Origin of the sequence: Acinetobacter radioresistens DSM 6976 = NBRC 102413 = CIP 103788 (assembly GCF_006757745.1) — a bacterium.
Classification (GTDB): domain Bacteria; phylum Pseudomonadota; class Gammaproteobacteria; order Pseudomonadales; family Moraxellaceae; genus Acinetobacter; species Acinetobacter radioresistens.
Genome location: NZ_AP019740.1, coordinates 144587 through 166777, shown reverse-complemented (window position 1 = coordinate 166777; position 22191 = coordinate 144587). Strand labels below are relative to the sequence as shown.

The 22191-nt window shown below is 44.0% G+C and carries 12 protein-coding genes, 2 tRNA genes and 3 rRNA genes; 4 read left to right on the top strand and 13 right to left on the bottom strand.

The annotated features are described in order from the left end of the window. Positions 1–171: 171 nt before the first annotated feature. From ACRAD_RS00775 to def, 12 genes are all read right to left on the bottom strand, one after another. A complete protein-coding gene (locus ACRAD_RS00775) occupies positions 172–2565 on the bottom strand; it encodes a YgiQ family radical SAM protein (protein ID WP_005022892.1) in 2394 nt (797 codons plus the stop codon). A gap of 211 nt (positions 2566–2776) precedes the next feature. After that, a complete protein-coding gene (locus tag ACRAD_RS00770) occupies positions 2777–3973 on the bottom strand; it encodes an MFS transporter (RefSeq protein ID WP_005022889.1) in 1197 nt (398 codons plus the stop codon). A 94-nt stretch (positions 3974–4067) separates the two neighbouring features. After that, positions 4068–5318, bottom strand: coding sequence for an esterase-like activity of phytase family protein (locus ACRAD_RS00765; RefSeq protein WP_005022887.1), 1251 nt, complete (start codon positions 5316–5318; stop codon positions 4068–4070). A gap of 429 nt (positions 5319–5747) precedes the next feature. Continuing rightward, positions 5748–7112 (bottom strand): MFS transporter, encoded by a 1365-nt coding sequence (locus tag ACRAD_RS00760; protein ID WP_005022885.1) that lies wholly within the window; start codon positions 7110–7112, stop codon positions 5748–5750. A gap of 356 nt (positions 7113–7468) precedes the next feature. After that, positions 7469–7583 (bottom strand): 5S ribosomal RNA (gene rrf / locus ACRAD_RS00755). A gap of 190 nt (positions 7584–7773) precedes the next feature. Then, positions 7774–10663 (bottom strand): 23S ribosomal RNA (locus ACRAD_RS00750). A gap of 363 nt (positions 10664–11026) precedes the next feature. Then, positions 11027–11102 (bottom strand) — tRNA-Ala (locus ACRAD_RS00745). Positions 11103–11157: 55 nt separating this feature from the next. Next, positions 11158–11234, bottom strand: a tRNA-Ile gene (locus ACRAD_RS00740). Positions 11235–11295: 61 nt separating this feature from the next. Then, positions 11296–12832, bottom strand: a 16S ribosomal RNA gene (locus tag ACRAD_RS00735). Together the 16S, 23S and 5S rRNA genes with 2 tRNA genes alongside form the textbook arrangement of a ribosomal RNA operon. Positions 12833–13614: 782 nt before the next feature. Beyond that, on the bottom strand, positions 13615–15678 hold the full coding sequence (locus tag ACRAD_RS00730) for a TonB-dependent copper receptor (RefSeq protein ID WP_005023659.1): 2064 nt from the start codon (positions 15676–15678) through the stop codon (positions 13615–13617). Positions 15679–15743: 65 nt separating this feature from the next. Continuing rightward, the gene (locus tag ACRAD_RS00725) at positions 15744–16166 is read right to left on the bottom strand and encodes a DUF2946 family protein (protein WP_010700342.1); all 423 of its coding nucleotides are present in this window, start codon (positions 16164–16166) and stop codon (positions 15744–15746) included. A 92-nt stretch (positions 16167–16258) separates the two neighbouring features. Next, on the bottom strand, positions 16259–16789 hold the full coding sequence (gene def, locus ACRAD_RS00720; RefSeq protein WP_005017251.1) for a peptide deformylase: 531 nt from the start codon (positions 16787–16789) through the stop codon (positions 16259–16261). Positions 16790–16913: 124 nt separating this feature from the next. Here def and ACRAD_RS00715 point away from each other — a divergent pair, with 124 nt between their 5' ends. The 3 genes from ACRAD_RS00715 to ACRAD_RS00705 are packed head-to-tail and all read left to right on the top strand — an operon-like array spanning position 16914 to position 19822. Then, positions 16914–18062, top strand: coding sequence for a LysM peptidoglycan-binding domain-containing protein (locus ACRAD_RS00715; RefSeq protein WP_005023661.1), 1149 nt, complete (start codon positions 16914–16916; stop codon positions 18060–18062). Positions 18063–18077: 15 nt separating this feature from the next. Next, a complete protein-coding gene (gene dprA / locus ACRAD_RS00710) occupies positions 18078–19208 on the top strand; it encodes a DNA-processing protein DprA (protein WP_005023662.1) in 1131 nt (376 codons plus the stop codon). A 44-nt stretch (positions 19209–19252) separates the two neighbouring features. Further along, positions 19253–19822, top strand: coding sequence for an L-threonylcarbamoyladenylate synthase (locus ACRAD_RS00705; RefSeq protein ID WP_005023663.1), 570 nt, complete (start codon positions 19253–19255; stop codon positions 19820–19822). A gap of 460 nt (positions 19823–20282) precedes the next feature. On the opposite strand, the gene ACRAD_RS00700 is transcribed toward ACRAD_RS00705, so the two are convergent. Further along, a complete protein-coding gene (locus ACRAD_RS00700) occupies positions 20283–21176 on the bottom strand; it encodes a DMT family transporter (RefSeq protein ID WP_005017258.1) in 894 nt (297 codons plus the stop codon). A gap of 115 nt (positions 21177–21291) precedes the next feature. On the opposite strand from ACRAD_RS00700, the gene ACRAD_RS00695 reads away from it, so the two are divergent. Then, positions 21292–22047: an AraC family transcriptional regulator gene (locus ACRAD_RS00695; protein WP_005023664.1), complete on the top strand. Its 756-nt coding sequence runs from the start codon at positions 21292–21294 to the stop codon at positions 22045–22047. Positions 22048–22191 lie beyond the last annotated feature (144 nt).

Here is a 22191-nt window from a genome sequence, read left to right as displayed (position 1 = left end):
AATGATTTTGGCAGTAAGAGCAAGTCAGTTGGTCATATTCCTGCCTATCTGTTTTATCTTAAATACATATAAACAGTAGGCAATCTATTTATACAGTTTTTTCTTTACCGAATGTTATCCGTATCGGAATTATCGAGTGTAAAAATAAAGGCACCGAAGTGCCTTGATCAATTAATGGGGAGTTTTGAATTTACCTTTACGCTTATTCTTGGTCAATTCAAAAGGGCGCTTCTCACCTGTTTCACGTGGCGGTAAACCTGTATGCTGGGTCAGCATCTGCCCTTTTTTCGGCCGCTGGTTCTGCCCCTGATTTTGTCCTTGTCCTCTCACACCGGTAACACGTTTTTGTGAATCTCCAGCTACTGTCGAGTTCTTTTTGCGCGCCGATTTATATTCGCCCTCCGTCCCTTGCGGCTGATAGGTTGGAATCAAATGCTGTTTGGAATTACCAATCAGATCCTGACGTCCCATTTCTTTTAAAGCTTCACGAAGCATTGGCCAGTTATTTGGATCATGATAACGCAAGAAAGCCTTGTGTAAGCGGCGACGCTTTTCACCTTTTACAATATCAACATCTTCAGTATAACGTGCCACTTTTGCCAGTGGATTCTTACTGGTGTGATACATGGTCGTAGCCGTCGCCATAGGTGACGGATAGAAGGTCTGGACCTGATCGGCACGGAAACCGTTCTTTTTCAGCCAGACCGCCAGGTTCATCATGTCATAGTCAGTTGTACCCGGATGCGCAGCGATAAAGTAAGGTATCAGGTACTGTTCTTTACCTGCCTCTTTACTAAAGCGGTCAAACATCTGTTTAAAGCGGTCATAAGTACCAATACCAGGTTTCATCATCTTCGATAATGGACCTCTCTCAGTATGCTCTGGTGCGATTTTCAGATAGCCGCCCACATGGTGCTGTACCAGCTCTTTCACATATTCGGGATTGAGTACGGCAAGGTCATAGCGCAGTCCCGAACCGATAAGAATTTTTTTAATTCCTTTAATCGCCCGTGCTTTGCGGTAAAGCTGAGTCAATGGAGCATGGTCAGTATGCAGATTCTGACAAACGCCCGGATAGACACATGAAGGTTTACGGCAGTTTTTCTCAATTTCAGGGTCTTTACAGTGCAAACGGTACATATTTGCAGTAGGGCCACCTAAATCTGAAATAATACCTGTGAAGCCCGGCGCGGTATCCCGAATCTTTTCAACCTCACGCAGAATTGATTCTTCGGAACGGTTTTGAATAATCCGTCCTTCATGCTCTGTAATTGAGCAGAACGTACAACCTCCAAAACAGCCACGCATGATGTTTACCGAAAACTTGATCATATCAAAAGCCGGGAAGCGTGCATCGGCATAGGATGGATGTGGCAGACGTGCATATGGCAGGTCAAATACATAATCCATTTCTTCAGTAGTCAATGGAATCGGCGGCGGATTTAGCCATACGTCACGCTCACCATGCCGCTGCACTAGTGCACGCGCATTGCCAGGATTAGTTTCCAAGTGCAGAATCCGATTAGCATGGGCATACAGCACCTGATCATTTGCAACTTGTTCAAATGAAGGCAAGCGAATTACTGCCAGCTCACGTGGAGGTAACTTGTGTTTAATGGCTTTGGATGCTGGCTGCAATTGCACAATTTGTGTATCCGGTTCAAGCTGGTCCCCTTCACGCACGATCGGATTATGAACAATTTCTTTCTGGAAATTCTGATATTGGGTTAGTGAATTCCCCTTATCTTTTTCAATTTCACAGCCATCAATATCTTCAGTCATTACATACGGGTTAATGATAGGATCAACACGACCCACCGTATCTACGTCATTCGAGGCAATTTCGATAAACTGGGCCTTGGAGGCACGATTATGTTTATTAATAATAAATGCTGTACCACGAACATCAGTAATCTCGTGAATCTTTTCGCCTTTGGCCAGACGATGCATTACTTCGATAATTGAACGCTCACCATTGCCGTACATGAGCAGGTCAGCTTTCGAATCCATTAAGATAGAGCGACGGACTTTATCTGACCAGTAATCATAATGTGCAATGCGGCGTAGTGACCCCTCAATTCCGCCTAACAGGACCGGAACATCTGGAAAAGCTTCACGGCAGCGCTGGCAATAAACAGTTGCTGCACGGTCTGGACGTTTGTTAGGTACATTGTCTGGAGAATAGGCGTCATCTGAACGGATTTTACGGTCAGCCGTATAGCGGTTGATCATGGAATCCATATTACCTGCTGTTACACCCCAGGCAATATTCGGTTTACCCAACGCGCGGAAGGCATCGACATTGGTCCAGTCTGGCTGCGCAATAATACCAACCCGAAAACCTTGTGCCTCTAATACGCGTCCGATAATTCCGGACACAAATGAAGGATGATCAATATAGGCATCGCCACAAACTAAAATAAAGTCGCAGCTATCCCAGCCGAGTTGATCCATTTCCTCGCGTGACATCGGCAAAAATGGCGCAGGTTCAAAACATGACGCCCAATATTTGTCGTAATCAAACAACGCTTTTGGCGCAGTCTGAGCGGTATAAGCAGTAGACATGGCTAGCAATTCTCGGCTGGCAGATGGAAGATCAAAAAAAGATCAAAGATGAAAGCCGATCATTTTAACATGAAACCTGTTCATCTTTCTTGACTATAAGAATTGTATAAACAACGAGATACAATTTCTATCGGCTAATCTTTATACAAAAACAATTTTTTGAAATTAAAATACTCATACCCGCAGTTTTAATAAGAATAATAAAAGAGAGTCAGCTACGGTTTAAACGTAATGAGATGATGAGACCGAGACCGAGAAACAGGGTAATTATCACCGTTAAACCACCCCAGCCCCAGTTCTCCCAAACCAGCCCGCCACTACTGCCTAATACGCTTGAACCCAGATAGTAGCAGAACAGGTAAAGTGAAGAGCCGACTGCCCGATACTGTAAAGCCTGTACAGATACCCAGCTACTGGCTGTAGAATGTGCTGCAAAGAAAGAAAAGGTAAAAATCAGCAGACCCAGCAATATGCACCAGATTGAGGGAATCAGCATAATCCATAACCCCAAGATCATACAGATAAACATGGCTGGTAAAACTTTACCCCGACCATATTTACGACCCCAACCTGCGGCCCGCGGTGAACTATAGATGCCTGAAAGATAGGCAATTGAAATCAGGCCAATCCAGGCCTGAGAGAGTTCAAACGGTTTTTCCAGTAAATGATAGCTAATATAATTAAAGACCGTTACAAAACAGCCCATCAATAAAAAGCCTTCTGCAAACAGGAGCCTAAGTCTTGAGTCTGACAAATTTTTGGTGAATGACTGCTTAAACCTCGAAAAATTGATCGGATAAGGCTTGAAGTGCCGTGAAGCGGGCAAGGCAATATAAAATACAATAGCAATGATAAGGTTAAGCACACCAATGATCATTGTGGCAGTTTGCCAAGAAATAAAATCTAGCAGTACACCTGCAATGAGACGACCACTCATGCCACCAATTGCTGTCCCTGAAATATATAGCCCCATGGCAAAGCCGACATCTTTTTGTGCAATTTCTTCACCGATATAAGTCATGGCTACTGAAGCAACACCACTTACAGCCAGGCCAATTAACATTCGGGTACTTAAAAAAACTTCCCAGTAAGGCAGAAAAGAACTGACCAGCAACAATATTGAGGTCGAAAATAGGGAAATTGCCATAACCTGCTTACGACCATAACGGTCTGAAATCAGTCCGGCAAACAACAGGCCAAGTGCCAGTGCAATAGTGGAGAATGAGAGCGGGAAACTGCTATGGGTCGGGCTGATAGCAAAGAACTTGGCAAGGAAAGGCATCATTGGCTGTACACAGTACAATGATGAAAATATGGCAAAGCCTGCCAGAAATAATGAAAGTAGAATAGCAAAAAAAGGTCGCGTCCCATACTCGATATAAGACTGCGACTCTACAGATTCAGACATAAAAGCTCCTTATGCCTGATGAGTATACGCCTGTTTAAATCAGTTTAAAGTGACTTGATTTTCACATAGACGAGCTTTACATATTTTTTCCAGACTAATATAAAGCTTTCGGCAACTGGATCTGGATAATTTCATTATCATCAGCAAGTTTAGCATTACGACCGCTCGACCCCGGAAAATTGTTATCATTTAATACGGTCAGGGTACGGCCATCTTCAATAACGACATCTTCTATAGTCTCAAATGGAAAAGCAAACTGTGTGCCTGTACCAATGTCTCCATCACGTACCGAAGTATAAAGCTGGTTCGGGTTTGCAATCTTAATTAAGTCCAGCAGTTCTTCACGCTCAATTACCTTGCCGGACTCACCCAGCTTGATCCTGATCAGCTTCTTATAGCCACCGAGATTATTCTGGCTAGCATCGCGCTCAATAATGATGCCTTCCTGATTATTAAAGAGCTGAAAGTCTCCAATCGCTGAAGCCTTGCTATCCAGCGTGAACAGATAATATTTTCCGGTATAGGATTTAGTCTTTAGATCAAACTGGGAAATAATCAATTGGCCGCTGGCATCACCTTTTAATGGTTTTTCCAGTAATGGATAAAGATATTGGCCATCCTTAGAAAGTGCCATGCCTTCAAATCCGCCACTTTGCTGAATCAATGGTTCGATATAGTTAATTCCTGCCTTGTTGAGCTGATTCTGTGGTGATCGTAGCTCCTGTCCTTTAACTAAAGGATGCGGAAGAGGAATAGGGGCATCAAGCAGTACGCCTTCTGCAGAAAAATGCAGTAAATAAGGTCCGAACTCATCACCAATCCAGTAAGTCCCATCGGCTACTCGCTGCATTGATTCCGGATCAAAATCCGCCCCAGTTAAAAGACGATCTGGTGTATTATTATTTACAATTTCAAAAGGAACCAACTTATTCGGATCACGTAGCTGGATAAAATCCTGAACAGACACCTGCCCTGTTCCCTTGGTCTTGGTTTTAAAATCAGGCTTAATTTTATAAATTCTTAGCAAATAGTCAGCTGAATTGTTTTGAGTCCCAAAACCATTATCTGACATGGCCATATAACTGCCATCATTATTTTTAACTGCAGCTGAGAAACCCTGTACAGGCTGCCCTTTAAAGGGCGGATAAATTCCATTAGCCCCCGATACGGCAGCGCCTGAGTCGGGGCCTTCTGCATAAGTTGAAACTGGAAGTTTGGCAAATGAAATCAGGGTAGGTACTGTAAGGGTTTCTGGTGAAGAGAACTGATCATGATCATCATCATTACAGGCGCTTAAACTGAGAGCTGTAAAACAAAGCAGAGATAGAAGTTTCTTATTCATCATATGTACTTATAAAAATTTTTATTCAATTAAAGCAATCAATTATGAAAATCTAACGACAATAAGATGAAAAGTTAATGACGATCTTATTACAGAAAATGAAATAGAGAAAATTATCTCCAGTCACATAAAAACTTGAGTATCTTTAAAATAATAAATTTCTGTCGTCTCTGGCTTAGAGGGAATAAGGCTTTCTACCGCTATAGTCTTTATCAGCTTTAAACTGATATAAAAATATATAGAGACAGAATATCTCTAATGTATAAAACAACAGTTATAAAGTAATAGACAGGAAACTTTTCCGGTTGTACCGAATGAGACTATCTAAACAGATAGGTAGAGCGGCCCGGTCAGGATGATCGGGCCGCTCTATTTTATTCTAAATATTTAATAAAAATAAAAAGCCTCAGTTGAGACTTTTTAATCACAGTTTTAGAGCTCTACAATGCGACGCGGTTTTTTAACCGGAATAACAGGCTCCGTTACCTCATCACTCATCGGTACAACTTTAATTAAAGCCACTGCTATTGCTCCAATGACTGCCGGTATAGCAACTGCAAGAAAATTCATTTTATGTGGTAATTCCATACCCAATAGGAAACCAATCAAAATCGGACCAACAATTGCACCAATCCGCCCAACTGCTGAAGCCCAGCCGATTCCAGTCGAACGTACTGCTAACGGATAGTACTGAGCAACATAACTATAGAGAAGAATACTGCTGCCAATTGCTGAAGCGCCCGCTAATGCTACCAGTAAATAAATTACGGCTGGTGGTGAATTAAATCCTAATCCAACCAAAGCCAGTGCCCCCATCAAGAACATTCCGATGATCACCGGTTTCAGATGGAATTTATCTGCCAGAATTCCCCCGCCAATCGTACCAATTACTGCCCCAATGTTCATAGACATCAGAAATATTAAACTGCTTCCCAGAGAGTAACCAGCAGCCATCATTAGTTTCGGTAACCAGCTACCTAATGCATATACCATAAGCAGGCACATGAAAAAACAGCTCCAGAACAGTAGTGTACTCATACCACGTCCCTGTCTAAATAAAGCTGCAACTGAGGCATCTGGAACTTTAACTTCATTTAAGACCAGCTGGGTCTGTAAGGTCATACTTTCCTGAGGCATAATCTTTTGAACAATCTTACGGGCTTTATCCTGCTGTTGTTTTTTAACCAGAAAAGTTAAAGATTCAGGCAAAAACTTCCATATGATTGGTAAAATCAGTAAAGGAATACCTGCAATATAGAACATGATCTCCCAACCAAAGGTCGGCGTAAACTGAGCCCCCAATAATGCCGCCATAATGCCGCCCATGGCATAGCCACTGAACATGGTAGTAACCAGAGTACTTCTTAATTTTTGAGGCGCATATTCTGATGTAAGCGCAACCAAGTTGGGTAGTACTCCGCCTATACCCAGCCCGGCAATAAAACGTAAAATACCAAATTCAGTCGGGTTTGAAGCAAAACCACCTAAAAAAGTAAATCCGCTAAATAAAGTGACACAGATCAAAATAACTTTTTTTCGGCCAATCTTATCGGCTAGCATTCCAAACAGCATTGCACCAAACATCATCCCCGCTAAAGCAGTACTGGCCAGCATGCCTGCCTGTACAGCAGTCATATTCCACTCTTGCATTAATAAAGGTAGAGCAACACCATTAATTGCCAGATCATAACCATCAAAAATGACAATAAATAAGCACCACAATACTATAGTCATATGAAAGGGCTTAAATTTGGCATGATCAATAACCGTATTGACATTTATTATGTTAGTTGACATTAGTTCTCACCTCCACTGTGAGTTTATAATTTCAACTAAAATGAATTATGATTCACTTTTTGTCTAAAACCCTAAAGGTATAAATACATACCCTAAAGGCATTAAAACGAAGATATGATATAAAATGTCAGCTTGACTTGAATAAAAAATCAACATTTAAATCAAAAAATTTAAAAAACTACCCAGTCTATATTTAAATTTATGAATTTTAACAGTTACTTAAGGATATAAGCCAAATTTATAAGACTAAAGAGATATTGAACTGAAAAATGATATCTCAAATTAACTATTATTTTATATAAACCCTCTAAGTATAAAAAAAGCCCCCTCGATGAGGGGGCTTTTTTGGAATAATGAGCTGGCGATGACTTACTCTCACATGGGTAACCCCACACTACCATCAGCGCTAAGAGGTTTCACTTCTGAGTTCGGGAAGGGATCAGGTGGTTCACTCTTGCTATGGTCGCCAGCACAACTGTTGATGGACTTGTTCGGGTCTGATTTAACTGCGGTGCAGTATGTGCCGTACTTTGGTCCAAATGAGTTATTAACAGAGGGCAGATCTGGGTCTGAATTGTATGTTCCAGCATTAGGCTGAATCAAGGGATATTGCATATTTATGAATCGATTGATGCTTTGTATACAACTGTTTGGGTGTTGTATAGTCAAGCCTCACGAGCAATTAGTATTGGTCAGCTTCACATATCACTATGCTTCCACATCCAACCTATCAACGTCCTGGTCTTGAACGGCTCTTTAGGTGACATAAAGTCACGGGGAAATCTTATCTTGAGGTAGGCTTCCCGCTTAGATGCTTTCAGCGGTTATCCCTTCCGAACATAGCTACCCGGCGATGCGACTGGCGTCACAACCGGTACACCAGAGGTTCGTCCACTCTGGTCCTCTCGTACTAGGAGCAGATCCTCTCAAATTTCCAGCGCCCACGGTAGATAGGGACCGAACTGTCTCACGACGTTCTAAACCCAGCTCGCGTACCTCTTTAAATGGCGAACAGCCATACCCTTGGGACCTGCTTCAGCCCCAGGATGAGATGAGCCGACATCGAGGTGCCAAACACCGCCGTCGATATGAACTCTTGGGCGGTATCAGCCTGTTATCCCCAGAGTACCTTTTATCCGTTGAGCGATGGCCCTTCCATACAGAACCACCGGATCACTAAGACCTACTTTCGTACCTGCTCGACTTGTGGGTCTCGCAGTTAAGCGCGCTTTTGCCTTTATACTCTACGCGTGATTTCCGACCACGCTGAGCGCACCTTCGTACTCCTCCGTTACTCTTTAGGAGGAGACCGCCCCAGTCAAACTACCCACCAGACACGGTCCTCGACCCAGATTATGGGTCAGAGTTAGAACCTCAACATTACCAGGGTGGTATTTCAAGGATGGCTCCATAGGAACTGGCGTCCCTACTTCAAAGCCTCCCACCTATCCTACACAAGTAAGGTCAAAGTTCAGTGTCAAGCTGCAGTAAAGGTTCACGGGGTCTTTCCGTCTAGCCGCGGGTACACTGCATCTTCACAGCGATTTCGATTTCACTGAGCCTCTGCTGGAGACAGCGCCGCCATCATTATGCCATTCGTGCAGGTCGGAACTTACCCGACAAGGAATTTCGCTACCTTAGGACCGTTATAGTTACGGCCGCCGTTTACTGGGGCTTCGATCAAGAGCTTCGCTTACGCTAACCCCATCAATTAACCTTCCAGCACCGGGCAGGCATCACACCCTATACGTCCACTTTCGTGTTTGCAGAGTGCTATGTTTTTAATAAACAGTTGCAGCGGCCTGGTTTCTGCGGCTGCCGACAGCTCAAGGAGCAAGTCCTATCACCATCAGCAGCGTACCTTCTCCCGAAGTTACGGTACCATTTTGCCTAGTTCCTTCAGCAGAGTTCTCTCAAGCGCCTTGGTCTACTCGACCTGACCACCTGTGTCGGTTTCGGGTACGATTCCTGTGTAACTGAAGCTTAGAGACTTTTCTTGGAAGTATGGTATCGGCCACTTCGCCAGTAAACTGGCTTGCTATCGACTCTCAGCATAGAGCACCCCGGATTTGCCTAAGATGCATGCCTACTGTCTTCCACCTGGACAACCAACGCCAGGCTGACCTAACCTTCTCCGTCCTCTCATCGCATTACACAGAAGTATTGGAATATTAACCAATTTCCCATCGACTACGCCTTTCGGCCTCGCCTTAGGGGTCGACTCACCCAGCCCCGATTAACGTTGGACTGGAACCCTTGGTCTTTCGGCGAACGGGTTTTTCACCCGTTTTGTCGTTACTCACGTCAGCATTCGCACTTCTGATACCTCCAGCAGACTTCTCAATCCACCTTCATCGGCTTACAGAACGCTCCCCTACCACGCACATAAATGTGCATCCGCAGCTTCGGCACATAGTTTTAGCCCCGTTACATCTTCCGCGCAGGCCGACTCGACTAGTGAGCTATTACGCTTTCTTTAAAGGGTGGCTGCTTCTAAGCCAACCTCCTAGCTGTCTATGCCTTCCCACATCGTTTCCCACTTAACTATGATTTTGGGGCCTTAGCTGGCGGTCTGGATTGTTTTCCTCTTGACTACGGACGTTAGCACCCGCAGTCTGTCTCCCGGATAGTACTCATTGGTATTCGGAGTTTGCATCGGTTTGGTAAGTCGGGATGACCCCCTAGCCGAAACAGTGCTCTACCCCCAATGGTATTCGTCCGAGGCGCTACCTAAATAGCTTTCGGGGAGAACCAGCTATCACCGAGTTTGATTAGCCTTTCACCCCTATCCACAAGTCATCCCCCGGCTTTTCAACGACGGTGGGTTCGGTCCTCCAGTTAGTGTTACCCAACCTTCAACCTGCTCATGGATAGATCACCCGGTTTCGGGTCTATACCCAGCGACTAGACGCCCTATTAAGACTCGATTTCTCTACGGCTCCCCTATTCGGTTAACCTCGCCACTGAATATAAGTCGCTGACCCATTATACAAAAGGTACGCAGTCACACCACGAAGGTGCTCCCACTGCTTGTATGCATGCGGTTTCAGGATCTATTTCACTCCCCTCACAGGGGTTCTTTTCGCCTTTCCCTCACGGTACTGGTTCACTATCGGTCAGTCAGGAGTATTTAGCCTTGGAGGATGGTCCCCCCATATTCAGACAAGGTTTCACGTGCCTCGCCCTACTCGTCATCATTATGTGTGCCCTTTCGTGTACGGGACTATCACCCTCTACGGTTGCACTTCCCAGAGCATTCCGCTAAAACACACATAACTTAATGGGCTGATCCCCGTTCGCTCGCCGCTACTGAGGGAATCTCAATTGATTTCTTTTCCTGAGGGTACTGAGATGTTTCACTTCCCCTCGTTCGCCTTGCATGACTATGTATTCATCATGCAATACCTACCTTATGGTAAGTGGGTTTCCCCATTCAGACATCTCCGGATCACAGGATATTTGCCGCCTCCCCGAAGCTTTTCGCAGGCTATCACGTCTTTCATCGCCTCTGACTGCCAAGGCATCCACCACATGCACTTAATTACTTGACTATACAACCCCAAACAGTCGACGTTACCTACAAGGAGCAACTTCAACATTACAGTTTAGAGCACTGTGCATTTAAGCACTGTACAGCTTCAATCTAAATTCATATACCAAAACGCTTGATTCAGTTAATTTGCTAGTTCTCAGTTCAATCTACGTTAGTCAACAGGTTGCCCTGTAACGTCTATTGAATGAGTTGAACAATTTATTTCAGACTCAAATTTGCCAATCTGTTAATGATTCACTGCATCCTCGTCGGATTGCAGTCAACTGTGATAAATCACAGAAGTTAATAAACCAGGATTCTTGAACCTTCCATTTACTAAATTCTGTAATCTCTAGCTTCGAATCAAATCATGTTTGATTCGTGGTGGAGACTAGGAGAGTCGAACTCCTGACCTCCTGCGTGCAAAGCAGGCGCTCTACCAACTAAGCTAAGTCCCCAGCTTATCAATAAGTCAACATATCTGTTTTTCTGCATTACTGCTTTCGTCAGTAGTGGTGGGTCTGACAAGACTTGAACTTGTGACCCCACGCTTATCAAGCGTGTGCTCTAACCAACTGAGCTACAGACCCTCAGATACATCGTCATGAAGAACAACTTGTTGTGGATTCTTACCAATCGTCAATCTTTCGTTAAGGAGGTGATCCAGCCGCAGGTTCCCCTACGGCTACCTTGTTACGACTTCACCCCAGTCATCGGCCACACCGTGGTAAGCGTCCTCCTTGCGGTTAGACTACCTACTTCTGGTGCAACAAACTCCCATGGTGTGACGGGCGGTGTGTACAAGGCCCGGGAACGTATTCACCGCGGCATTCTGATCCGCGATTACTAGCGATTCCGACTTCATGGAGTCGAGTTGCAGACTCCAATCCGGACTACGATCGGCTTTTTGAGATTAGCATCACATCGCTGTGTAGCAACCCTTTGTACCGACCATTGTAGCACGTGTGTAGCCCTGGCCGTAAGGGCCATGATGACTTGACGTCGTCCCCGCCTTCCTCCAGTTTGTCACTGGCAGTATCCTTAAAGTTCCCACCCGAAGTGCTGGCAAATAAGGAAAAGGGTTGCGCTCGTTGCGGGACTTAACCCAACATCTCACGACACGAGCTGACGACAGCCATGCAGCACCTGTATCAGAGTTCCCGAAGGCACCAATCCATCTCTGGAAAGTTCTCTGTATGTCAAGGCCAGGTAAGGTTCTTCGCGTTGCATCGAATTAAACCACATGCTCCACCGCTTGTGCGGGCCCCCGTCAATTCATTTGAGTTTTAGTCTTGCGACCGTACTCCCCAGGCGGTCTACTTATCGCGTTAGCTGCGCCACTAAAGCCTCAAGGGCCCCAACGGCTAGTAGACATCGTTTACGGCATGGACTACCAGGGTATCTAATCCTGTTTGCTCCCCATGCTTTCGTACCTCAGCGTCAGTATTAGGCCAGATGGCTGCCTTCGCCATCGGTATTCCTCCAGATCTCTACGCATTTCACCGCTACACCTGGAATTCTACCATCCTCTCCCATACTCTAGCCAACCAGTATCGAATGCAATTCCCAAGTTAAGCTCGGGGATTTCACATTTGACTTAATTGGCCGCCTACGCACGCTTTACGCCCAGTAAATCCGATTAACGCTCGCACCCTCTGTATTACCGCGGCTGCTGGCACAGAGTTAGCCGGTGCTTATTCTGCGAGTAACGTCCACTATCCTAAAGTATTAATCTAGGTAGCCTCCTCCTCGCTTAAAGTGCTTTACAACCAAAAGGCCTTCTTCACACACGCGGCATGGCTGGATCAGGGTTCCCCCCATTGTCCAATATTCCCCACTGCTGCCTCCCGTAGGAGTCTGGGCCGTGTCTCAGTCCCAGTGTGGCGGATCATCCTCTCAGACCCGCTACAGATCGTCGCCTTGGTAGGCCTTTACCCTACCAACTAGCTAATCCGACTTAGGCTCATCTATTAGCGCAAGGCCCAAAGGTCCCCTGCTTTCTCCCGTAGGACGTATGCGGTATTAGCGCTCCTTTCGGAACGTTGTCCCCCACTAATAGGCAGATTCCTAAGCATTACTCACCCGTCCGCCGCTGAATCCAGTAGCAAGCTACCTTCATCCGCTCGACTTGCATGTGTTAAGCCTGCCGCCAGCGTTCAATCTGAGCCATGATCAAACTCTTCAGTTAAAATCATTTGTACCTTATTTATAGACAAGGTACCAATTCTGGCTCATTAATCTTCTGACTAAAAATTTACTCAAATAAACTTCGAGAAATTTCTACCATTCAATCAATGAAAATTATTTCGATCGATCAACCAGTAAAAATCCACACAAGTTGTTCTTCATATTCTCTTAATGATCTTCTTACTGCTTCGTCAGCAGCAAGCTAGGTCGGCTATATTACGCTTTCTTTTCAGAAAGTCAACTGGTAATTCAGATTATTTTAAACCTATCTAACAAAACCCGACTTAACTATATTTAACTAAGTTGCTGTTTTATCAGAAGTTTTAATCTTCATCACCGCCGATGGATGTGCATTCTACAGCATTTCAGTATCGTTGCAACCCTTCTAAAAAACATTTTTTATCGTGTGTTTATTTTTCAAACCAATAAAAAAATAAATTATTGTTATTTAATAATAATTTTTTTTAATTATTTTTTTATTTTATAAAGCCTCCTATTTAAAATTTAGCCAAATTAATATTAAAATATTGTTTTATATATATTTTATTTAAAAAATTACTTTCAATATCAAGCTTATTGTTCAATATTAATTCTATTTTTGTCTTCCTATTCGCCAAAGTGCTGTTCAAACATACAAAATACGCTATAAAGCTCAATTTCTTACTATTCAAGTTTTATAATAGCCTTTCCTAAAGTATCTTTGCTTACCTCCAAATAGTAAAAAGCCATTGTTTTACAGCAATGGCTTTTTTGTCTTCATTTACTTTTATAAATGCGAAATGATTAGAACTTTATACTCACACGTGCCCAATAATTGCGGCCCATATTATTAAACTGTTCATGGCTGGCAAAACCAAAGCCTGAACTTCCAGCCCGATTTAAATGCTCGGTATAAGTTTTATTGAGCACATTATCTATACCTAAAGCCAGATCGACATGCTGCATCAGGCTATAAGAGCCATTTAATGACAACGTGCTGAAACCTTTACTTTTTTGCAGATCATATCCTACGATGTTCCCTTGGTTCAGGCTAATCCGGTCCTGCTGCGCCACCATCCGCCAAAGTAAGCCCAAAGTATATTTATCCTGAACATAGCGAAGGTTAAAGCGTCCTTCTAAAGGAGCTATCTGAGGCAATGGGGTATGATCTGTAGTATTTTTACCCCAAGCATACATGGTACTTAAATCAGCCTGTACTGCATCAGTAAGCTGATAACCAACTCCTGCTTCAGCCCCTGCAATCACTGCATCAATATTTTTTGCTCCTGCACTAAAGTTTGAACCATGCCCATGTGCGCCAGCAGCTGGATGGTCATGATAGCTAATTAAAATATAATCATTAATTAGACCGGTATAAGCAGAAAGCCATGAGCTGAAAGCACCATGCTGATGCTGATAGCCCAGATCCAGTTGCAAGGTTTTTTCAGTATCCAAATCATTAAAGGTTGGTTTGCCCATACCCGTGTTACCGTGAGCAGTACTGAACAGCTCCCAGTAATCCGGTGCACGCTGGACATAGCCCAGACCGATATAAGTTTTAGCATCATGCTCTGGATGCTGGCCTTCCAGCCGGACAAAAGCACTTGGTAGAGTTTCCTTGCGGTTCTCATCAAGTTTTAATGCATCTATCTTGATCTGATCAATCCGTGCACCGGTAACCAGCTTGTAATGTTCATTGAAGGGATAACTCAGCTCACTAAACGCACCATAAGACTGAAACTTCATATTGGTCGTCAATGGCATATTCATCATCATGGAGGTCATACCGCCTGCATGATGATTGTGCTGAGAATCTATACCAGTGATGATATTTGCCTGATTCCATGCTGTAGTGACTGCAAGGCGAGTATTCAGAGTACGGCGAGTCACCTGCATCTCTTGCGGATCCGGCATCAGCATGGTCATACCACTATGGGTCATTTCAACCAATGGAGGCGTACGCAAACTAAAGTTATCCATAATATGGTCGTTATAGCTATAGTTTACCTGCCCTTCAATTTTCTTAATCACATCATTAATATTATTCTTTTCAAAACGCAGGCCTAAACTTTCCCTTGCAAATTGGGAACCGTCCATATCACGGCCGGCATATAAAGCCTCGCCATCTGATTTTCCAGCTGTCAATTCAAGCCAGGTCTGTTCATCTGGTGTCCAGCCCAGCGCCAAATCTGTATTCCAGCGCTCCCATGCGGAAGGTACAGTATTACCATCCCCATCTTTATAGCTGTCTGACTTTGAGCGGTTAGCATTTAAACGAATGTATTTATTTTCGTCCCCAACTGCTGCCTCCACATTGTGATCAAGGCGGCCAAATGAACCCAGCATGGCACTGGCCTGACCCTGATAATGCTGATCTTCATTAAAACGGACTGGCTTACGCTCAAAAATTACAGTAGCTGCTGAACCGGTCTGTGCATATTGTACGGTCTGCGGCCCTTTAATGACCGAAATTTGGTCATAACTTTCCGGCTGAATATAAGAAGTTGGTGCATCCATACGTGACGGACAGGCTCCCAGATTTTCCGTACCGTCGGTCAGAATCTTGATGCGTGAGCCAAACATACCCCGAAAGGTCACATCGCCATTGGTTCCTCCATTTTTGATGGCACTAAAGCCAACAATACTTTGCAGATAATCTGCACCATCTGTCGCAGGTACAGGCTGAATGGGCTTTTTAGGATCCGCCTGCACAATCAGTCCACTAGCCTCATTACCCTGCTGGGCAGTTATTATAATAGGGGCCAGAGCCTGCACACTGATCTCGGTTTCGGCAAACAATGTACCTGAATAGCAGGCAATGAAAATTGCAGCCGATAAAGGCTGTAAAAAGAATTTTGGCCGAGCCATATCAATCTCTCTAAAAATACAAATAAACAGTGACCTGGACCAGTGAGGCCCAGAGAAAAAGTTGTTTATGCAGAGATTGGAGGTGCTCGCCCCTGAGGTAATAAAAATAGCCGCTGGAGTACAAACCAGACATGACTGAATGTCTTCTGGAAAGCGAGCAGCCGAACCTGAATACGATCTAGGACTTCTTTTATATCCAGTTCAGGCGGCAATACCAGATTGCCATAGACAGTACAATACTGGCATTGATGATTAGCATCATGGTGATGGTGTTCAGAAGCTGAATCTTTCTGAAGATTATGCTGATGACTATGAGATGCAGCTGAATGCTCAGCATGAGGTACGGTATGGTTCAGTAATAATGCACGGGTAATCGTTTCACAGACAGGCGCAACCTGATACTGCTTGGGCAGCAGAGGCTGTAAAAATACCGCGATCTGTAAACATACTGCTATGACTGACAGCAGTAACCCATAACGCATCAACAAATTTTGAATCTCAAAATTTTACTGGAGCCCCAGTATAGCAAAGCCCAAATTAAATTGGGCCTTATTAAAAGATTATTCAGACAGTTCAACCACTAGCGTCTTGCTGCAACCTTTTCCTTCTGTCTTGAACGCACCAGTTTTTCAACTTTTTCACGGGCACGTTGCCGTTTAAGAGGAGAAAGGTAATCTACAAAAAGCTTACCGTTCAGATGGTCCATTTCATGCTGGATACACACAGCCAGCAACCCGTCAGCTTCGATCTCGAAGGCATTACCTTCAAGGTTAAGGGCCTCAATTTTGACACGTGACGGACGCTCAACTTTGTCGTATATTTGTGGCACAGATAAACAGCCTTCTTCATAAGGCTGGGTATCTTCAGTAAGCGGTGTAATTTTAGGGTTAATAAAAACCATTGGCTGATTCTTTTCTTCAGATAAATCCATCACGATTAACTGAATATGGCGGTCAACCTGTGTTGCAGCCAAGCCAATGCCCGGCGCTTCGTACATGGTTTCAAACATATCTGCAGCAAGCTGGCGAATTTCATCTGTCACTTCTTCGACTGGCTTGGCAAGGGTACGAAGACGCGGGTCTGGGAAACTTAAAATAGGTAATAAGGCCATACAGTCGTCCTCTTTTGTTGCCAGTATTGCAAAACCAAATAAATGAAGGAAAACTTCATTAAAAAATGTGTGTAAGGTCGTTATTATAACGCAACTACAGACATAATTTTTAGGAATTATGATAATGAAAAAAGTTTTCAAAGGCAGCGCACTTCGTGCCTTGGGGTTTAAAAAGCAGTTTATTGCTCTCGCAATCTGTTCAAGTTTGGGAATAATCATGCCTGGCATGGCTGAAGCAGCCAGCCGTAATATAAATCCGCCCTCTTTAAAAGCCAGTGCTCCTAATGTTTATGTGGTCAAAAAAGGGGATACTTTATGGGATATCGCCGGAAAATTCTTGAGTAAGCCGTGGCGCTGGCCAGAAATCTGGGCCAGCAACAAACATGTCAAGAATCCACACTGGATTTATCCGGGCGACCGTTTATTGCTGTGTACTCTAGACGGACGACCGCTGATCGGTAAAGATGAAGGTGACGGCTGTGAAGGTATTATTCGCCGTTATGGTGGCCAGACCAGTATGCAGCCACAAGTTCGTGTTGAATCCCTAAATAATGCTATTCCAGTTATTCCGCTTGAACATATTCGGGTCTGGCTGGAACGCACCCTGATAATGTCACCAGATTCAGTGGTCAATACCCCCTATATTTTAGGCACGGCTGATAACCGGGTATTGGCTGCTGCCGGCCAAACCGTTTACGCACGCGGTAATGGCCTGCAAGTTGGTCAGCGTTATGCAGTTTATCGTGAGGGTGAGCCTTACATATTCACCGATGCTAATGGCAAGTCATATAATGCCGGTGTAGAGCTGCTTCAGGTGGCTTCCGGCGTAGCTGTGCAGAATGAACAGGATATTACTACGCTAGAATTAACGCAAAGTTATAATGGGGAAGTCCGTCGCGGGGATCGGGTCATGCCAGAATATGATCCTATGTTACCTACCCTGTTCTATCCAACAATTGACCATCAGGTGACTGAAGGCGGTCAGGTGATTCGGGTGATGGGATCAATCGGTACGGCAGCCAGACACAGTGTGGTAACTGTTAACCGGGGCAATATTCATGGTGTTCAGTCCGGTCAGGTATTCAGTGTCTATCAGCAGGGTGAAGTTGTACGTGATCCGAAAACTCGCGAACAAATCAAACTGCCAAGTCAAAAAGTTGGTAATATTATGATTTTCCGTACTTTTGACCAGTTGAGCTATGCTTATGTACTGGACAGCGCTCTACCTATCAAAGTAGGTTCCGTCATCCAGGCGCCGCCAATGGCAGAGTAAGGCTGGAGCATTATTATGATTGCCGAATTATCGCAGCTTCATTATCACAGTCTGAAGCTGTGGTATTTGGTCCAGCATTCAGTTTCAAGTTTTAATCAGCTGGTTGAGTATTTTGGTAGTGCTGAACAGGCAACCACTCCGGCAGCATTAGCGCGCTGGGGCAATTTAAAACTGCATGCCAATCATTCCAAGCGGGCACAGGAATTTTATAGCGCAACCGGTCAGGCTGAGTTTGAGCAACTGACCCAACGGGTACTGGCAAGTTGCGATTTTATTTTAGTGCCGGAAGATATACTGTATCCGCAGCAGCTGCACCCTTATACAGATAAGCCTCCGATCCTGTTTGGCCAAGGTTCTGCTCAAGCCTTAAGTCAACCCCAGATCGCGATTGTAGGCAGTCGCAAACCAAGCCCGCATGGCCGGCAAGTAGCCTACGACTTTGCGTATTATCTGAGTGAAAAAGGGTTTTATATTACCAGTGGACTTGCCTTGGGAATTGACGAGGCAGCACATCAAGGGGCATTGCAGCATCAGCGTACTATTGCTGTAGTCGGAACCGGACTGGATCTGGTCTATCCAGCCCATAACCGTAAGCTTCAAGAACAGATACTTCAATACGGCGGTACAATCCTCAGTGAATTTTTACCGGGAACCCAACCACTCAAGCATCATTTTCCACGCCGTAACCGTATTGTCAGTGGTTTGAGTCTAGGTGTACTGGTGGCAGAAGCCGCTTTAGAAAGTGGTTCATTGATTACTGCACAGCGTGCGGCCGATCAGGGCAAGATTATTTTTGCCATTCCCGGCCATATCTACAGCGAGCATCATCAAGGCTGTCATCAACTCATCCGTGAAGGCGCCATACTGGTAGATCATCCGGAACAGCTGATTGAAGATCTGGCTTTACCGACCCAGTGGCACAGCCAGCAACAAAAGGTAAGCAGTGTACCCGAGCCGGCACAGGTACCTGAACATCTATTTGAACTGTACCAACAACTAGACTGGGTAGGACTGGATCTAGACCAGATTGCTCTTAAATTGCCATTACCTGCGGCTGAATTGACCGGACATCTGATGGAACTTGAGTTACTTGGACTATGTGTTCAGCAATCTGGGCGCTATCTGCGTTGCCGTCCGGGCTTTTAAGGTTCACAATAACCCTGTTTTCAGCTCTAAGGTAAATAGAATATATGATCACCACCTCTGTGACAGAAGCAGCAGAATGTCTCAGCCAGGGCAAAGTTTTAGCCTACCCTACCGAAGCTGTTTGGGGGCTCGGCTGTGATCCATATAATGAAGCGGCCTTCCGTGAAATATTGCGCCTGAAACAACGTCCTATTGAAAAAGGAGTTATTTTGCTGGCTGGCCAGCTCTCGCAAGTTGAACACTTATTAGTGTCATTAGACCAAGAGCGCCAACAGCAAGTTATCCAGCAATGGACCCAGCGCTCAGTGACCGAGCGGGCAACTACCTGGCTGCTTCCAGCGGATGAGCAGATTCCTGTATGGATACGTGGCCAGCATCCTAAAGTTGCAGTACGGGTTACCAATCATCCGCTATGCGTAGCCCTCTGTAATGCTTTTAACAGTTTTATTGTTTCTACCAGTGCTAACCCTGCAGGTCTAGAACCGGCACGTACCTTACAAGAAGCCAGCCAGTATTTTGGTTCTGAGCTGAATTATCTCAACGGGGACCTCGGTTTAAGCCAGCAACCTAGCCGTATTATTGATGCGATTACAGGTGAAATTATTAGAGCCTGAGATAAGACCCAAGCTTTTTTAAGAACTGTGCAAGCTTTCTACTTAAATTTAAGACAAAAAAAAACTCAGCCATATAGATAGGAATGGCTGAGTATAAAAAGGGATGTGTTGACACATCCAGAGGGTCTATTACAACTTTATATTCACTTAATGTGAAGTAAAACTTAATAATCCTGCTTAATATGTATTATAAATATAATTTTAAAATAAAACAAATATATTATTTATCTTATACATAGAGCTTTTTATGATCAATACTAATCAATATGGCTAAACAATTCAAAATATGTCTTTATTTATTTAAGGCTTTTTCTAAATATAAAAAAATCTCCACAATTATACTGGGGCTCAGTATCTGATCAGACCTTAGTCTAAGCTTAGATAAAATCTCTCGTATGTTTAACTTTTAGGCACTACTTAATAATCTAAAGATCAAATATGACCAGAGAATGACCAACGCTCATGTTCGACAGGTTTTTTTCTGTGCCATCACAACACCTATGAGTATCAGGACTCCGCCCAGCGTATGATAAATTGTCCAGCTTTCAGCCAGCCATAAACTGGCAATGATTGCGGTAAAAACTGGCATCAAATTCATAAAAATACTGGTGCGGTTAGGGCCAATCTGCTGTACAGCCAGCATCCAGACAAAAGGCGCAATCAGTGAAGGGAAAATACCTGCATATAGCACGCTGCCCAAGTTAGCTGTATTCAAGCTGTCCAGACCTAGCCACGCGATAAAAGGTAAATGATAGATCAGCGCAAAAGCGATCTGAATATAAAGGCTGATCAATAAAGGAATCTTTAATTGCCATTTTTTCAGGAAAACACCATAAAAGGCATAGAAGAACACGGCAACTACCATAAGCAGATCACCCCAGTGGGCGCCACTTTGCCAGAGTGCCGACAGGTTCCCCTGAGCCATTACATAAATCAGTCCGCAAAATGACAGGATACTGCCCATAATCGCGAAGCGGTTAGGTATATCTTTGAGAATAAAAAAAGAAACCAGAATGGTGAATACGGGAATGAAAGCATTAATCAGTCCCATATTGGTAGCAGTGGTATAATGTGCCGCGGTATATGCCAGTCCCTGATACAGTACCATCCCAAAAGCGCTCAGTACTGCCAGCTGTAGCCAGTGCTGCATTATCAGCTGACGCTGTTCCCAGACCTTGCCCAGCATAAATGGCGTCAGAATGAGAAATGCAATAAGCCAGCGATAAAAACTGATACTGACAGGAGAAATCAAATCTGCTGCATAGCGTGTAACTACAATATTTAATGACCAGATCATGACAGCAATGACCGGCAAAACAAATGCCCACGCCGGGTTACGGGAAACACTTGACATCTCTATGCTCTTTAATCATTCAATCCAATATTGTTCTAGAAGTCTGAAATAATTGAAATACTGTTTTTCAGACATCTATACTGTATAGAGGACATCTTGGCTCGATATTCAAAAAATGAAACGACAGTATTCTGCTCTGGATGAGTTAATCGAGATTGATCAGTTTTTTTATGAGAAAAATGAAATTGTGGCTTCTCACTCTTCACTCTGGGGAGATTTTAATTTTAGCCTAGATGGTATTTTGGAAATCCAGACCGGGAAACAGACTTTTTTAGCGCCGCCTAATTATGCTTTATGGCTTCCTCCCCAGACTGAACATTGTTCTATTGCACTGGACCACAACGTAACCCATTTTATTTGTATACGGGTGCATCCAAGTTTGTGTGACCAGTTACCCCGAGAGGTTAAAACTTTAAGTATTCGTCCTTTTCTTTTAGCTCTGGTTAGAGAAATTCTAGAACAGTCTTCCGGCGCCCCTGGTCCGGTTTATTCTCATCTTATACAGGTACTGTTTGACCAGTTGCTACAGGCCAAGATTTATGATGACTATTTGCCTCAAAGTCATCATACAGTACTGCTTCCTGTACTCCAGCAACTGGCAGATCCGAAACTTTTTCAGTATAGCTTACAAACCTTGCTTAAAAGATTCAGCTTGAGTGAACGACAGATTTTACGTTTAAGCCAGCAGGAACTTGGCCTGTCAATTTCTGAGTGGCGTAACCGCGCCAAAATTATTTATGCAATCAGCCAGATTCGCCAAGGTGCTTCTATCAAGCGTCTTGCCTATGAGCTCGGCTACCAACATAGTTCCAGCTTTATTGCCTTTTTTAAACGCTACACGCAACATACCCCCTTACAGCTGAGGTCCTGATTAATAACTGTAGGAATAATATTTTATAATCTAAGCTATTTTAAGATCTTTTAACTTAACGTATATTTTTTAAGTATAAAAAGTAAACTTGGTCTTTCTTATAATAAAAGCATGTTTAAATAAGTGATTAGTTTTTAATACAAC

Excerpts from the sequence above, each read along its gene's own strand:
- ACRAD_RS00700 (WP_005017258.1), bottom strand. The coding sequence starts at position 21,176 with ATGTCAAGTGTTTCCCGTAACCCGGCGTGGGCATTTGTTTTGCCGGTC.
- ACRAD_RS00760 (WP_005022885.1), bottom strand. The coding sequence starts at position 7,112 with ATGTCAACTAACATAATAAATGTCAATACGGTTATTGATCATGCCAAA.
- def (WP_005017251.1), bottom strand. The coding sequence starts at position 16,789 with ATGGCCTTATTACCTATTTTAAGTTTCCCAGACCCGCGTCTTCGTACC.
- ACRAD_RS00770 (WP_005022889.1), bottom strand. The coding sequence starts at position 3,973 with ATGTCTGAATCTGTAGAGTCGCAGTCTTATATCGAGTATGGGACGCGA.
- ACRAD_RS00765 (WP_005022887.1), bottom strand. The coding sequence starts at position 5,318 with ATGATGAATAAGAAACTTCTATCTCTGCTTTGTTTTACAGCTCTCAGT.
- ACRAD_RS00775 (WP_005022892.1), bottom strand. The coding sequence starts at position 2,565 with ATGTCTACTGCTTATACCGCTCAGACTGCGCCAAAAGCGTTGTTTGAT.
- ACRAD_RS00715 (WP_005023661.1), top strand. The coding sequence starts at position 16,914 with ATGAAAAAAGTTTTCAAAGGCAGCGCACTTCGTGCCTTGGGGTTTAAA.
- ACRAD_RS00705 (WP_005023663.1), top strand. The coding sequence starts at position 19,253 with ATGATCACCACCTCTGTGACAGAAGCAGCAGAATGTCTCAGCCAGGGC.
- ACRAD_RS00695 (WP_005023664.1), top strand. The coding sequence starts at position 21,292 with ATGAAACGACAGTATTCTGCTCTGGATGAGTTAATCGAGATTGATCAG.
- ACRAD_RS00730 (WP_005023659.1), bottom strand. The coding sequence starts at position 15,678 with ATGGCTCGGCCAAAATTCTTTTTACAGCCTTTATCGGCTGCAATTTTC.
- dprA (WP_005023662.1), top strand. The coding sequence starts at position 18,078 with ATGATTGCCGAATTATCGCAGCTTCATTATCACAGTCTGAAGCTGTGG.